The 13,608-nt window shown below is 50.1% G+C and carries 15 protein-coding genes; 6 read left to right on the top strand and 9 right to left on the bottom strand.

Features of this window, described 5'->3' with window-relative positions; translation table 11 throughout:
• Positions 1-32: 32 nt before the first annotated feature.
• The 4 genes from FPE01S_RS03060 to FPE01S_RS03045 are packed head-to-tail and all read left to right on the top strand — an operon-like array spanning position 33 to position 3,593.
• Positions 33-434 (top strand): response regulator, encoded by a 402-nt coding sequence (locus FPE01S_RS03060; RefSeq protein WP_046368597.1) that lies wholly within the window; start codon positions 33-35, stop codon positions 432-434.
• Positions 435-484: 50 nt separating this feature from the next.
• Positions 485-1,156: an SRPBCC family protein gene (locus FPE01S_RS03055; RefSeq protein WP_046367423.1), complete on the top strand. Its 672-nt coding sequence runs from the start codon at positions 485-487 to the stop codon at positions 1,154-1,156.
• Positions 1,157-1,162: 6 nt separating this feature from the next.
• Complete coding sequence (locus tag FPE01S_RS03050) at positions 1,163-2,620, top strand: MFS transporter (RefSeq protein ID WP_046367422.1); 1,458 nt, start codon at positions 1,163-1,165, stop codon at positions 2,618-2,620.
• On the top strand, positions 2,580-3,593 hold the full coding sequence (locus FPE01S_RS03045) for a TIGR03885 family FMN-dependent LLM class oxidoreductase (protein ID WP_245623929.1): 1,014 nt from the start codon (positions 2,580-2,582) through the stop codon (positions 3,591-3,593). The genes FPE01S_RS03050 and FPE01S_RS03045 overlap by 41 nt, the downstream gene beginning before the upstream one ends.
• Here the strand turns inward: FPE01S_RS03045 and FPE01S_RS24590 are convergent.
• Genes FPE01S_RS24590 through FPE01S_RS03010 form a run of 7 tightly spaced genes read right to left on the bottom strand, consistent with a single transcriptional unit; the run spans position 3,586 to position 7,846 of the window.
• Positions 3,586-4,449: an SMP-30/gluconolactonase/LRE family protein gene (locus tag FPE01S_RS24590; RefSeq protein ID WP_052955469.1), complete on the bottom strand. Its 864-nt coding sequence runs from the start codon at positions 4,447-4,449 to the stop codon at positions 3,586-3,588. The genes FPE01S_RS03045 and FPE01S_RS24590 overlap by 8 nt on opposite strands.
• Complete coding sequence (locus FPE01S_RS03035; RefSeq protein ID WP_046367421.1) at positions 4,446-5,042, bottom strand: hypothetical protein; 597 nt, start codon at positions 5,040-5,042, stop codon at positions 4,446-4,448. The genes FPE01S_RS24590 and FPE01S_RS03035 overlap by 4 nt, the downstream gene beginning before the upstream one ends.
• Positions 5,043-5,051: 9 nt before the next feature.
• Complete coding sequence (locus tag FPE01S_RS03030) at positions 5,052-5,231, bottom strand: hypothetical protein (protein WP_046367420.1); 180 nt, start codon at positions 5,229-5,231, stop codon at positions 5,052-5,054.
• A gap of 9 nt (positions 5,232-5,240) precedes the next feature.
• Positions 5,241-5,717, bottom strand: coding sequence for a hypothetical protein (locus FPE01S_RS03025; protein WP_046367419.1), 477 nt, complete (start codon positions 5,715-5,717; stop codon positions 5,241-5,243).
• A gap of 45 nt (positions 5,718-5,762) precedes the next feature.
• Positions 5,763-7,220 carry a sigma-54-dependent transcriptional regulator gene (locus FPE01S_RS03020; protein ID WP_046367418.1) on the bottom strand — a complete coding sequence of 486 codons (1,458 nt, stop codon included), beginning with the start codon at positions 7,218-7,220 and terminating at the stop codon, positions 5,763-5,765.
• Between the two features lie 13 nt (positions 7,221-7,233).
• Positions 7,234-7,512: a hypothetical protein gene (locus tag FPE01S_RS03015; protein WP_046367417.1), complete on the bottom strand. Its 279-nt coding sequence runs from the start codon at positions 7,510-7,512 to the stop codon at positions 7,234-7,236.
• A gap of 55 nt (positions 7,513-7,567) precedes the next feature.
• Positions 7,568-7,846, bottom strand: a complete 279-nt coding sequence (locus FPE01S_RS03010) for a hypothetical protein (RefSeq protein WP_046367416.1) — start codon at positions 7,844-7,846, stop codon at positions 7,568-7,570.
• Positions 7,847-7,957: 111 nt separating this feature from the next.
• Between FPE01S_RS03010 and FPE01S_RS03005 the strand changes: the two genes are divergently transcribed.
• A complete protein-coding gene (locus FPE01S_RS03005) occupies positions 7,958-8,578 on the top strand; it encodes a DUF4142 domain-containing protein (RefSeq protein ID WP_052955468.1) in 621 nt (206 codons plus the stop codon).
• A 165-nt stretch (positions 8,579-8,743) separates the two neighbouring features.
• Positions 8,744-10,282, top strand: a complete 1,539-nt coding sequence (locus FPE01S_RS03000) for a hypothetical protein (protein ID WP_046367415.1) — start codon at positions 8,744-8,746, stop codon at positions 10,280-10,282.
• A 48-nt stretch (positions 10,283-10,330) separates the two neighbouring features.
• Here FPE01S_RS03000 and FPE01S_RS02995 read toward each other — a convergent pair whose 3' ends face one another.
• Together FPE01S_RS02995 and FPE01S_RS02990 are read right to left on the bottom strand one after the other, a co-directional pair.
• A complete protein-coding gene (locus tag FPE01S_RS02995) occupies positions 10,331-11,185 on the bottom strand; it encodes an SDR family NAD(P)-dependent oxidoreductase (RefSeq protein WP_052955467.1) in 855 nt (284 codons plus the stop codon).
• A 40-nt stretch (positions 11,186-11,225) separates the two neighbouring features.
• Entirely contained in the window at positions 11,226-13,607 is a 2,382-nt protein-coding gene (locus FPE01S_RS02990) for an ABC transporter permease (RefSeq protein WP_046367414.1), read from the bottom strand.
• Position 13,608 lies beyond the last annotated feature (1 nt).

The raw sequence follows: 13,608 nt of genomic DNA, 5'->3' as shown, positions 1-13,608 counted from the left end.
AAAGAAATATTGACAAACCGGCCGGAGGCAACATGAATCGTTCCTTTAAAGTATTCCTCGGAGAAGACGATCTTGATGATCAGGACTTCTTCAAGGAGGCATTTGAATCGTTGGATCATGACTATGAGGTGAGTTGTTTTACGAACGGAAAAGTACTATTGGAATACCTCCAGCGGCTGGATGACAGCCAGCTCCCTTCTCTTATTGTGCTCGACTATAATCTTCCCCTGATGAACGGTTCCGAGATTCTTAAAATGCTCGCAGAAACGAACCGGTATCATAAAATCCCCAAGCTGATCTGGAGTACATCCAGTTCCCCTGCTTTCAGGAAAAGCTGCCTTGAAAACGGTGCAGCAGATTACCTGGTTAAACCTTCGGATGTTGACGGACTGGTCCGTATCGGTAAGAAAATGAAGGAGTATATCTCCCATTGATCCTGCCCCGCTGTGGCACCAGTTTTGAATTACTTTTCAAAAAGTGTTTTATGCCTATTGCAGCGGTACATCATAATAAGCGGCTGGCGAATGTCGGTCCTGCAGAAAGAGCAATTTCCCTGATCGCCGGCGGTTGGATGCTGGTTGACGGCATTTTGAAACGGGGATTTCTCCGCAAGGCGGAAGTACTGGCTGGCGGGTATCTCTTGTACCGTGGCATGTATGGCCATTGTCCGCTCTACCAGGCGATGGGGAAGAAGGCGCAGCCGGATATGGTGCGTAACATTAACATTCATTTCCGGGAATCGATTGACCGTCCCCGCTGGGAGTTGTACAATATCTGGCGGCAACTGGAACGGCTGCCCGATTACCTCAGTCATATCGAAAAAGTAGAGATCCTGAACGACAAGGAATCCATCTGGACAGCCCGCATTCCCGGTGGCGTTGGAAAACTCAGCTGGAATGCCATGATCGTACATGAAGAACCGGGTTACCAGCTTGGCTGGACTTCCCAACCGGGTGCAGCGGTAGAAGCCTCCGGAAAGGTGACATTCCTGGTAAACGAAAAAGGCGGCACCGATCTGCAGGTGCTGATCTCCTACCGCCCGCCGCTTGGTGCCATTGGTGCTGCTGCCGGTAAACTGATGAACCATTCCTTTGAGCAGCTTATCCGCCAGGACCTTGCCGGATTAAAAGACAAACTGGAACTGCATCACGTATAGTGCATCATGTCACTGCAACCATCGAAGGAGATTCCACCTGCACAGGTTGAATCGGGATTGAAGCTGGTTACCCTCGATGGTGTTACCAGCGAGATCATGGTATCCCTCACCACCGGCACGTTCCTCGTGGCGATGGCGTTGTTGCTGGGCGCCAGTAACCTGCAGATCGGAATCCTTGCTGCAAGCCCCACCTTCAATAATCTGTTTCAGCTCCTGTCGATCTGGCTCGTGCGGCGTTACAATAACCGACGTGCCATCTGTGTTTACTGCCAGCTGGCCGGGAGGACGTTCATGTTGTTTGTGGGGATACTGCTGATCGCCTCGAAACCTGAACTGAACTGGGTGATTCTCTTCCTTTTCTTTTACTATTTCTTCGCATCAATAGCCAGCCCCAGCTGGAATGCCTGGATGAAAGACCTTGTGCCTGAAAGCAGGCTGGGAAGCTTTTTCGCACGCCGCAGCGCTTTTACCCAGGCAACCAATGCCATCATGAGCCTTTCGGCTGCCCTGTTGCTGGATTATGTCAGGAAACATCATCCTTCGCTGGAACTGACCATTTACGGCAGCATGTTCGTGCTTGGATCGGTTTCGGGTCTTATTGGCTGTTATGTGCTCGCGAAAACGCCCGAGCCACTGAGTTACCTGTCAAGGGAAAACCTGTTCCAGCTTTTCCGCAAGCCTTTGTCTGATCCGAACTTCATCCGCCTCCTGTCCTTCAACTCACTGTGGGTATTTGCCGTCAACCTGGCTACGCCTTTCTTTTCGGTATTCATGCTGAAGGCGATAGGGCTTCCGCTTTCCTATATCATCCTGCTGACCATTGCCAGCCAGTTGTCGGGTGTATTTTTTGTGCGGCGATGGGGGGCTTTTGCTGACCGGTACAGCAACAAATCCATCCTGGCGATCACCATTCCCGTTTACCTGGTTTGTCTTATTGGCTGGTCTTTTGGCGGCATCTATACTTCCTTGTGGGCAAACCTGTTATTGCTGTTCTGGATTCATGTATTGAGTGGGATATCACTGGCAGGGATCAACCTGTCGCTGGTCAATATCGGTATGAAGCTGGCGCCTAAAGAGTATGCCATCGTCTACCTGTCTGTGCGGAATATTATGACAGCAGGTTTTTCGGCGCTGGCACCCATCATCGGCGGGTTGCTGGCAGATTATTTCAGCGACCGTCATCTGCTGGTGAATGCAGAATGGGTGGGGCCGGTGCGGGAAAAAACATTTCACCTGGTTGCGCTGAACGAATGGAATTTCCTTTTCCTGATCAGCGCAGTATTTGTGTTCATTGCCAGCCAGTTGCTGACGCAGGTAAAAGAAGCCGGGGAGGTGGAACACCGTGAAGTGCGGAAGATCCTGCGCAAACAACTGCGGCACGAACTAAAGGAATATTTCCTGGTAGGCGGCATCATTCAGCTGCATGATTATTTCCGCGAACGGATCAGGCGGCGCACTGTTTAGCTGGCACGCGAATTTTGTTTATTCCGCCATGGGGATCATCTGTTATCACGCTTCACATGAACAGTTTTCGCCGGGGCACCTGTTGCGCCTGGTTCAGCTTGCGGAGGCAGCAGGGTTTGAGGGCATACACAGTTCTGACCATTTTCATCCGTGGAGTGTGCGGCAGGGAAACAGCGGGTTTTCGTTCAGCTGGCTGGGGGCGGCGATGCATGCCACATCGGTGCCGTACAGTGTGATCTGTGCACCGGGGCAACGCTATCATCCTGCGATCGTGGCCCAGGCCGCGGCGACGTTAACGGAAATGTTCCCGGATCGCTTTACGCTTGAGCTGGGCAGTGGTGAGGCCATCAACGAATGCATTACCGGCGACCGGTGGCCTGACAAGCATCTCCGGAATGAACGGCTGAAGGAATGTGCCGTGGTGATCAGGGATTTACTTAACGGAAAAAAAGTAAGTCATCGCGGACTGATCACCGTACAGGAAGCGAGATTATACAGTCTTCCGAAGCAATCGCCCCGGATCTTTTGTGCAGCGATTTCAGAGGCTACAGCTGCCTGGGCGGGTGACTGGGCAGATGGTTTACTGACCACAGGTGGAGATCTTACGGCACTGCAAAAGAAGATCAATCTGTTCCGCAGCAAAGCGGGCAGTGAAAAGCCATTCTTTGTACAATATTCTTTTACCTATCATCCTGATCGTGACCAGGCACTGGCGGGCGCACTTCATCAGTGGCGCAGCAATATGGTGGGCATGAAGGAACTCGAAGGGTTGCACCGAGTTGAGGATTTCGATCGCGCTACTGAGAAGATTACTAAGGAACAGGTGGCTGAAAATGTTGAGATCTTTACCGACATGCAGGCGCTGAAAGAAAAAGCGAGGCAGTACCTGCAAATGGGAGCCGAGCGGGTGATCCTTCATAATATCAACCGCGAACAGGAGCAGTTTATCAGCGATTTCGGGAAGGCTAGTTAAACTTCAGCCCTTCTTCAAACAGGAATACATTTTCACCTGCTGTAACGAGCAGTTCCTTCCCGCTATGGCCGCCGAAAGCGATATTGGTGGTCATCCCCGGAAATGGCGATGAGCCTTTAAAATTTCCCCTGTAATCGAGTTTGATCACGGCGTCGGAACCGGTCAGGTAAAGATTGCCATCCCTGTCTGTGGTCATACCATCGCTGTTAAAGGCAGCAAACTGCCGCGGGGGAGACAGGTGACCGTTCGCCTGTACCCGGAATACCAGGATCATCTTCTCGTCGGGATGATTGGAACTGATATACAGTAGTTGCTCATCCGGCGAAAAGCAGATTCCGTTGGGATATTGCAGTGTATCGTCGATCTTGATACATTCTTCCTTATAGAACAGGTAAGTGCCGGCAGTGGATTGAAAATACCCCGGATGAAGTCTCTGGTCCTTAAGACCGTAAGGCGGATCAGTAAAATAGATCCGCCCGTCTGCTTTTACGGCAATGTCATTCGGGCTGTTGAAAGGACGGCCATTGTAATACGAGACCAGTTTCCTGCACCCGAAATCATCAATGATCAGCAGGGCATGATGACCATGATGACAAACCAGTAAATTTCCCTGCGGTGTAGTGGCGAGGCCATTTGGCCCGGTGTGACTGCTATGCAGTGGATGCGGGGTGGGTGGCACCAGCCTTTTGGTAAAATCAGAGCGGCGGCACTGGCCGTTTCTCAGCTCCCAGAGATTCCCTTCTTCCACATCGGAAAACAGCCAGTGCCCGCAGGGGAGCCATAGCGGACTTTCGGAAAATTTGCCATGGCAAAAGACCGGCTGAAGGGAGGGGGTTAATTTATCGGCAGCAATCATAACGATGAAATTTTCGCGGCATCAGCAGCAAACACATACTGGAAAAGTTCTTTCCAGGGTAACGGCGGCGAAGGTTTATCGGCGTCCTCTTCCTGGTCGTTGCGGGTAATGAGACATCCATACAGCACAAGGGCGCGGCGATAGAGCAGTAGGTTGAAGGTGGTAGTGGTCTGGAAGAAATAGTTTTCCTGGAATACGGTTGAACCGGGTTCGGGACAAGGCCTCAGGCGAATGGAGAAAAACGACGTATCCTCATCTTTGGCACCTCCTGATTCTATGGACTCTACAGCAAACCAGAGTTCATTTTTTCTGCCGGGGCCTGTATTACGGCGCAGGTGTATGAAGGTACCTTTTTCTGCGAGACCATCCAATTTCTTTCCCTTTGCATTGAGCAATACCGATTCGAAATGGCCCCGCCACCCGGTACCGGAGTTCCATTCATTAACATTCAGCAATCTTGCCGAACCGACCTGGAATTTCACATGAGCTTTAAGAACACTTTCAGCGCTGAGTTCAAGACAGATGGTTTGGGTACCGCCTGCAATCTGAAAGGGGATATTCGTAGTGGCCTGCAAAGGTTTACTGTTTTCCACGGCTGAAATTTATTTATGGCTGTCTCTCAACAGCCTGATTTTATCGTGAATGCTTTTCAACTCAACTTTTTGTTTTTTTATCAGTGCCCTGACATCAATCGTAATAGCTGTTTTGAGGTCCATCCCCTCGTTATTGATTTCGATCAGGTCGTTCAGGATGTCATTTGCTTCGCTGTTTATATTTTCCATAACCGTTGTTTAAAAACTATGGGCCTCCAGAATTTCAGGCAGCCATTGCAGCAGATCATCCTTGTCATTCCAGTCGGCGTCTTTTTCGGGCCGGAATACCTGCCATAAAGCGTCGTTGATGCGGACGATTGTAAACAGGTATCGGTGATTGGCATGATAGATCTCAAATGCGTTGAACTGCGACAGGTTGAACTGCAGGAAGCCAAAAAGGATATTCCTGCCCAACTGGATTTCACTGATCCACCTGAGTTTTCGGAGGGATTTTTCCAGGTCCGGCTGGCAGGCAGTCAGCTGGCCGATGGCTTCTGCAAGATCAGTTGGGCCGAGATCCTGTTCGAGCCACCTGCCGCTTTCCGGATCTGTAAAAAAAATGTTTTCATAGCCGTCGGGGAAACTGACATGAAACATCACATGAATCGGATGTTCCAGTTCCGTGATCACGGCGTTATTGAGTTCTGCTTTCGCATATGGAAGTTCCTTTTTCATAAAACGGAGATTAAAAAACCGATGCCAGCTTCAGGTGTGAAATCGTCAGGAAGGCTCATCACCCGTTGCGCGCCTGCGCAGCAATTCTTCATACAGGGCGATCTTGTTGTAAAGCGTCTTTCTGTCGATATTCAATATTCTGGCTGCCTTTGATTTGTTGTTGTTGTTGTCCCTGAGGGTTTTCTGGATCAGTTCGTATTCGTAATCAATAGAGGACAGTTTCAGTGACCGGTATTTTTCGGGCGGCGGTGATTCAGTACGCGCTTTGGCGGGAATGGACTGTTCCTGTTCCAGTATTGGCTGTCGCAACCCGGGGTTCGTGATTTCCTGGGGCAGCGCATCGGCAGTGACCCATTCATTCTCACTGAGTAAGGCCGAGCGCTTTACAACATTTTGTAATTCACGAAGGTTGCCGGGCCAATCGTAATGTACGAGTGTGCCGAGCGCATCTTCGGAAAAGCCGAGGATGTTTTTGTTCAGTTCACTATTGGCGAGTTTGAGGAAATGACGGGCAAACAACGGAATATCCCCTTTCCTGTCCCGGAGCGGCGGTATTTCAATATTAAATTCATTAAGGCGGTGGAATAGATCTTCCCTGAAGGTGCCGTTCCGGCATTTGGCCCAAAGGCGTTCGTTGCTGGCTACGATGATGCGGACATCGATCTCAATTTCACGCATGCCACCGACAGGCCGGATTTTTCTTTCCTGCAGTACCCTTAACAACGATACCTGGATGCTATAGGAAAGATTCGCCACTTCATCGAGAAAAATGGTGCCACCACTCGCTGCTTCAAAGCTTCCTGTTTTCTGACCAACAGCACCGGTAAAGGCGCCCTTCTCATGGCCGAACAGCTCGCTGCCGGCGAGTTCGTTGGACAATGCCCCGCAGTCGATCGCTACAAAGGGAAACTGTTTTCTACCGCTGCTCTGGTGAATCTCCCGGGCTATGGCTTCTTTGCCGGTTCCGCTTTCGCCATAAAGGATTACACTGTAATCGGTAGAGGCAACCAGTTTGATCTGTTGCATGATTTTACGGAAGGTTTCACTTTCTCCAACCAGGTAGTGGCCGGAACTGAATCCTGCAAGTTCCGGGGCCGCCTGACCGGTACTTACAGGTGCGGCAGAATCGGGGCTGATGGCTGGTGGCGGTGCTGCAAGGGCACTTTCGACAACAGTCAGCAACTGGTCGGCTTCTATCGGTTTAAGAATGAAGTCATATGCGCCGCCGCGGATACTTTCCACAGCTTTGCGCACATTATTATATCCGGAAATTACAATTACGGGAATGGGATATTTTGATCGGATCCTTGCCATAAGTTCATTACCGTCCATGCTTTCGAGCCGGAAATCGGTAATGACAAGGTCGTAGGCTGTTTTCTCCAGTTGCTGTAACGCCTTCCGCGGATGGTTGACCGAAAAGGTCTCATGACCCTGATGCTGTAGGAGCCGTTCTACAAGGAAACATATGTCCGGATCATCATCTATGATCAGTATCCTTTTCACTTTGCATTATTTATTATTCACTGGTCTTTGTGGTTTCCACCCTTGTCACGTTGCCCACATCATCCTTTACGACTTTGGTGGTGGTGGTTGTGGATGCACGGCGACGTCCTGACCCTGAAAAAATGATGATCAGAATTGCAAGCGCAACAATACTTAGCCAGATCCAGTTTCTTTCCAGGAAGCCGGCGGCCTGATCTTTGTCAATTACGATCTTATCCTGGGCAAAAATTTCTGTTGTGATGGCCAAAAGCCAGGTGGTAACCAGGAGGTAACCAATACGAATGTGTTTCATGACTTTTTTTACTGGGGAATAAAATATTCATGCCCAGCACAAAAAATGTAGAAGTTTAAACACTCTTAAGAATGGAGGGAACAATATTGCCGGTGAGGGACTGGTACCACAGGGTGATCTGTTCGCCAATTTCTTCAATCAGGTAGTGGGGGCGTTCTGCCGGACACTGCCAGTGCTGTTCTGTACGCATCAGCATTCCAAAAGGTGCTCCATTGAGCAGAACCCGGAAAAAACGCGGGAATCCACTTTGGTCTACAGCCGTTGAAGGGTATATGATGGCATCATATACTTGTGTGTTGATTTTGAACCTGCATTCAAAATGAAGGAGCATCATAGGCTTTATTTGACGAACAATCGTATAGAAAAGGCAACATAAAGCATACCAAAAGCCCCGTTATTCCGGATGGCACCATAATTTCTGACCGGATCAATAAAATCATTTGGTATGAAAAACAACCTGATGCTGGCAGCCTGTGTGGTACTCGCTGCCGCCTGTAACAATGAAACAAGGCAGGCCGTGAATGACGCGGACTCTGCGAATGAGTCAAAAGAGACTACAAAAAATGATTCGGGTTTGCTTAACCGTGATTCGTCAACGGCCACACTTGGCAGAACGGATACAGTAAGTACGGATAAGGACGGTGCCGAGTTTCTCGTACGCGCTGCTGCCGGAGGCCGGCATGAAGTTACTGCAGCGCGCATGGGCCAGGAGAAAGGCCTGAGCGAAGACGTGAAACGCTTCTCTGGCGTGCTGATCCGCGATCATGAGGCAGCAAACAGGGAAGTAGAGACAATGGCCGGCAGAAGGAATGTAACCCTTCCTGCTGAGACGGCTCCGGAACATGCTGATGACATGGCGAAACTCCAGGGTAATAAGTTTGACCGCAAGTATATGGATCAAATGGTCAGTGATCATAAAAAAACCATTGACTTGTTTGAAAAGTATAGCGACAAAACCAAAGATGCGGATATACGTGCCTTTATCCAGAAGACATTGCCGGTACTTCACATGCACCTTGATTCAGCCCAGGCGATCGAAAAAATTGTCAAAAAGGTAAAGCGTTAAGAAAGACAGCATGATGGGGAAAACACCGGAATCGGGGAGGGATTTGCCAGTCGTGATGTAGAAGCCCATCTACACGTAGCAACAGGCTTTCCGATAGCATGGATGGTATGGAATTTATGCTGCTTTCAACCTGAAACATTCATTAAAAAAGAAAAAACGATTGTTATGAAAAAGTTCAGATCAAGCCAGTATGAACAAGGCAGGGAGGACAGGCCGTCAGGTGGCCGCGAGTCCCGCAATAGCGGCCTTGGAAGATACGATGACCGACAGGAAAGTGACTATTACCGGAATGAAAGACGTGAAGATTACCAGGATGAATATTCTGATGATTCCGGCATGCGTCCCCGCAGCAATCGCGGCTGGGGAGGTTATGACAATGAGGACGATGACTATGGTCAGTCTTCCGGAAGGAGGGAGTACGGCCACAGGAATTTTGGCAACTCCGAGAGAGGATATGGTGGCGGCCGTAATGAAGAAGATGATCGTTTCTATGGTGGTGGTTACCGTGGTGAAAACCGGGGTTACCAGCAAGGATGGGGACAGGATTATGGCAGGGATTATGGCGCTTCCGGGCGGTTTGGCCAGGAGAGCAGGGGCAACCAGGGTTGGGGAGGAAACCAGGACTGGAACCAAAGAGAAGGAGGACTGGGCTATGGAGGAAACCAGAGCTGGGGCGGTAGCCAGGGCCAGGGTGGACGCAACCAGGGTGGCCTGGGATACGGCGGCAGCCAGCAATGGGGTGGAGAGCAGGGTTATGGCAGCCAAAGCAATTATGGCGGACAAGGTGGCTACGGAAGCCAGGGTGGCTATGGCGGCCATGGTAACCGTGGCGGCAGCCAGGGTTATGGTGGCAGCCAAAGCATCGGCAATCGTGGATTTGGTGGCAACCAGGAGTTTGGTGGTAACCAGAATTCAGGCAATACACATATGGGCTACCGTGAAAATGAAGGATTCGGTAATTCTCAGTTCCGTAACCAGGGGAACAGGTCACAGGGTTGGGGCAATCAACAATACGGAGATCAGGGCGGCCAGCAATATGGTGGCAACCAGGGTAACCAGCAATACGGTGGAGAACATCAGTATGGCGGCATGCACCAGGGCGGTCAGCAATATGGCGGTCAGCAATATGGTGGTCAGCAGCAATATGGGGGTCAGCACAACCAGGGTCAGTATGGCGGACAATCGGGATCACAGGACCGTGACTGGAACAGCCAGCAGGGTCAACAGGGTTATGGCAGCCAGGGATACAACCAGGGAAGTCAGCATGGCAACATGAGCCAGGGAAGCCAGTCTTTTGGAAGTGGCCCGGGTTATGGTGACCAGGGTTATTCCAACCAGGGTTACAGCGGCCAGGGTAACCAGGGAGGATACGGCGGCAGTCAGAGCTGGGGTAACCAGGGCAGCAGCCAAAGCAACCAGGGTGGTCAAAGTCAAAGTAGTCAAAGTGGACAAAGTGGACAAAGTGGACAAAGTAGTCAAAGCGGCCAGTCATCTCAGGGCCAGCAGGGCAATGAAATGCGCCAGGACCAGGGTGGACAACCCAAGGGAAATCAATTTGGTGCTTCTCACCAGCAATACAATCAAAGTGAAGGAGTGGAAGAGAAATCGGATTTCGGCAACATGGGTGCCAAAGCGAAAGAAGGATCCGAACAAAAGGATAGTGACAAGGATAAATTTTCCGATAAGGAAAGCAAAAAGAAATAGAGACAGACGGTCAATAATGATTAAGGGAACCATTGGTTCCCTTTTTCTTTAGTCACCCTGTTTGTTTTTATCAAGGCGGTTATAAATACCGGAACTCCATCGTTTGGGCAGGATCCTTAACAATTGTGAGGCACCGAAAGCAAGCGTTCCGGGAACCACCACCATTCTTCCTTTCAATGTTCTCCTGACAGCTGCCTCTCCTGCTTTGGAAGGCTTAACAGCCATCTGCATTCCTACCCAGCCCATATTCTTTTTGGTCGTTTCAATGATTTCGGGCTTCGTAAATACCGGACCCGGCGCCAGGTAGGTTACACTGATGCCACGATCCTCCAGCTGATATCTCAGGTTATAACTGAAAGCAACGACCGCTGCTTTAGTGGTGGAGTACAGGTTCTTGCTGGGAATGGGTGCAAAGCCAGCCATGCTGGCAACATTAAGAATATATGCCGGCTTTTGCTTTTCAAGTAGCGGAATCATCACATAAGTGAGTACTACCGTTGATTCCACATTCAGGTGAATCATATATCGTAAGGAGTCTATCGGCAGTGTTCCGAAATCTCTTGTTCCACCCAGCCCGGCAACATTGGCCAGGAGTTTAACCGGCAGTTTTTTTTCGAGGCAGAAATCCCTTACCCGAAGGGCGCTGGCGGAGTCAGCGAGGTCAAGCTGCAACGTTTCCACGTTTATGGAATATGTTTTCGTCAGAAAGTCTTTTGCCTTGATCAGTCCGTCTTCATGCCGTGCGATCAATACCAGGTTAAAGCCTCTTTTGGCGAGGGCTTCGGCAACGGCGAACCCGATTCCTTTGCTGCCTCCGGCAATAACTGCATAGGGCTGCTGTGCTGGTAAACTAAGGCAGGCGAGAATAAATACGGTTACCAGGAATAGTCTCCAGCTTAACATGCGGACTTTATTCCGCGATTTGCAGGAACTATGCCACAGTCTATTCCGTCCTCAGGCTTTTGATCGGGTTGGCCCTGGCCGCTTTTACCGCCTGGAAGCTTACTGTCAGCAAGGTAATGAACAGGGCACCGAATACCGCTGCTCCAAAAACCCACCAGCTGATTGGCGTTCTGTAGTCATATTTCTGCAACCAGTGGAACATACCGTACCAGGCGATCGGAACCGCCAGGATACAGGCGATTACTACCAGCAGTACAAAGTCGCGCGATAGCATCTGCCAGAGGTTGGCTACACTCGCACCAAGCACTTTGCGTACGCCGATCTCTTTGGTGCGCTGCTCTGCCACAAAAGAAGCAAGGCCAAACAATCCAAGGCAGGAAATGAGAATTGCGAGTACCGCAAAACAGGTTGCCAGTTTTCCGATTCTTTCTTCTTCTCCGAACTTGCGGTTGAACTGATCATCTACAAACCGGAATTCAAAAGCGGTGGACGGATCATATTGTGCGAATGTCTTCTCTATGGAAGCTACTGCCGCGGATGCCGATTTTTTGGGATTGATGCGCAAGGTGATCACATTCTCTGCGTCTTTGGTCATATGCCAGAGTGATGCACGGATCGGTGCATAGGGGGATTCCACCAGCATGTCTTTCACTATTCCAATGATCGTGTAGGGTTTGTCTTCCCAGATGAGTGTTTTGCCGACCGGGTTTTCAAAACCAATGAATTTTACGGCGGATTCGTTCAGGATGAATGCCGCAGAATCCGAGGCGAAATCACGGGAGAAATCTCTACCTTCCTTGATCTGCCAGTTCAATACTTTTCCGAAATCATAGGACACGGCGTTGTTGGGAAAATCAACCGAAAAGTTCGGGTCCTTTCCTTCCCAGTCAAAGCCGCCATTGGAATTCCAGACCTCAGTAGCGGGACTGCCGGATTCGGCCATCTCAACAATTGTTCCGTTCGCTTTCAGGTCATGCCGGATTGCTTCGAATTTCGTATGTATGATATCGTTAGTGGATACATAGACCATGCTGTCCTTGTTGTATCCAATCGGCCGGTTCTTGGCATGCTGTATCTGTCGGTATACCACAATGGTACCGATCACCAGGATCACTGAAACGGAGAACTGCAACACTACCAGTACTTTTCTCGGGATGGAGGCAAAACGGCCGGCTCGGAAAGTCCCTTTCAGCACTTTCACCGGTTGGAAGGAGGAAAGATATAAAGCAGGATAGCTGCCGGCTATCAGACCGGTGAACAGGCAGACAGCAAGGTTCAGCAGCCAGAAGTACGGATTCGTCCACAGCACTGCCAGTTTTTTATCGGACAGCTGATTAAAGTAGGGAAGGAATAATATGACCAGCAGGATGGAAAGTACCAGTGCCAGGATCACCACCACAAATGATTCGCTGAAGAACTGGCCGATCAGCTGGCTCCGTGCGGAGCCGATAGCTTTTCGCACACCCACCTCGCGGGCCCTTTTTTCTGAACGCGCCGTACTGAGGTTCATGAAATTGATGCAGGCCAGCAACAGTACAAAAACACCGATAATGCCAAAGAGCCAGAGGTATTCAATTCTTCCGCCTGTATTGATTCCTTCTTTGAAATCGGCGTACAGGTGCCACTTTTTCATGGGATGGAGGAACATCACCGGCTTGTAATTCCGGTCATTCGCCGGCAGCGCGTTCAGTTTGACATCATGGATCTTCTTCGACACTTTTTCCATGTCGGCATTGTCTGCCACCTGAGCAAAAGTCTGCGTAAAGTTGCTTCCCCAGGGATTTTCCATTTTCTGGATCCATGGGTTGCTGCTGAGGTAAAGGTCCCAGGTGAGAATATATTTCAGTTCGCGGAAACTCGTATTATGCGGGAGATCTTCATACACGCCGGTGACCTTGACATCAGTCTTGTTGTCCAGGCGCATGGTTTTGCCCATCGGGTTATTGTCACCAAAAAATGCGGTGGCGACAGAACGGGAAAGCACAATGCTGTACGGATCTTTTAAAGCCTGTTTGTCGCCCCTGAGCATCTGCAGGCCGAGCATTTCAATTACACCCGGTTCAAAAAAGGAACCTTCCTTCAGCAGTTTTTTTTGTCCCACTGCAAGCGTATGCTGGAAGTTCCAGGAAGATTGCAGTACCCACTTGAAATCATTGGGATATTTGTTGCGGATCTCCTGTGCGGTCACAGCCGGGTTGGCAAACTGGGTGCCCACCTTGCCGTTGAAGGTCTGGTGTTGCATCACCCGGGCCAGCTTATCGTAATTGGAGTGGTATTTATCAAAAGAAAGTTCGTCCCAGATCCAGAGACCGATAAGGATCGCGACAGCCATACCGATGGCTAGTCCGCCGATATTGATCAGGCTGTAGCCTTTGCTTTTGGCGAGATTTCTCCAGGCGACCTTGATGTAGTTCAGCAGCATA

This window comes from Flavihumibacter petaseus NBRC 106054, from assembly GCF_000974785.1.
Classification (GTDB): domain Bacteria; phylum Bacteroidota; class Bacteroidia; order Chitinophagales; family Chitinophagaceae; genus Flavihumibacter; species Flavihumibacter petaseus.
This window is presented reverse-complemented; position numbering and strand designations above follow the sequence as displayed.

Bases quoted from the DNA above. Each gene is read 5' to 3' on its own strand.
- FPE01S_RS03060 (WP_046368597.1), top strand. From the start codon at position 33: ATGAATCGTTCCTTTAAAGTATTCCTCGGAGAAGACGATCTTGATGAT.
- FPE01S_RS24590 (WP_052955469.1), bottom strand. From the start codon at position 4,449: ATGATTGCTGCCGATAAATTAACCCCCTCCCTTCAGCCGGTCTTTTGC.
- FPE01S_RS03055 (WP_046367423.1), top strand. From the start codon at position 485: ATGCCTATTGCAGCGGTACATCATAATAAGCGGCTGGCGAATGTCGGT.
- FPE01S_RS03010 (WP_046367416.1), bottom strand. From the start codon at position 7,846: ATGATGCTCCTTCATTTTGAATGCAGGTTCAAAATCAACACACAAGTA.
- FPE01S_RS03000 (WP_046367415.1), top strand. From the start codon at position 8,744: ATGAAAAAGTTCAGATCAAGCCAGTATGAACAAGGCAGGGAGGACAGG.
- FPE01S_RS03025 (WP_046367419.1), bottom strand. From the start codon at position 5,717: ATGAAAAAGGAACTTCCATATGCGAAAGCAGAACTCAATAACGCCGTG.
- FPE01S_RS03030 (WP_046367420.1), bottom strand. From the start codon at position 5,231: ATGGAAAATATAAACAGCGAAGCAAATGACATCCTGAACGACCTGATC.
- FPE01S_RS03045 (WP_245623929.1), top strand. From the start codon at position 2,580: ATGATTATTTCCGCGAACGGATCAGGCGGCGCACTGTTTAGCTGGCAC.
- FPE01S_RS02990 (WP_046367414.1), bottom strand. From the start codon at position 13,607: ATGCTGCTGAACTACATCAAGGTCGCCTGGAGAAATCTCGCCAAAAGC.
- FPE01S_RS03005 (WP_052955468.1), top strand. From the start codon at position 7,958: ATGAAAAACAACCTGATGCTGGCAGCCTGTGTGGTACTCGCTGCCGCC.
- FPE01S_RS03015 (WP_046367417.1), bottom strand. From the start codon at position 7,512: ATGAAACACATTCGTATTGGTTACCTCCTGGTTACCACCTGGCTTTTG.
- FPE01S_RS02995 (WP_052955467.1), bottom strand. From the start codon at position 11,185: ATGTTAAGCTGGAGACTATTCCTGGTAACCGTATTTATTCTCGCCTGC.
- FPE01S_RS03050 (WP_046367422.1), top strand. From the start codon at position 1,163: ATGTCACTGCAACCATCGAAGGAGATTCCACCTGCACAGGTTGAATCG.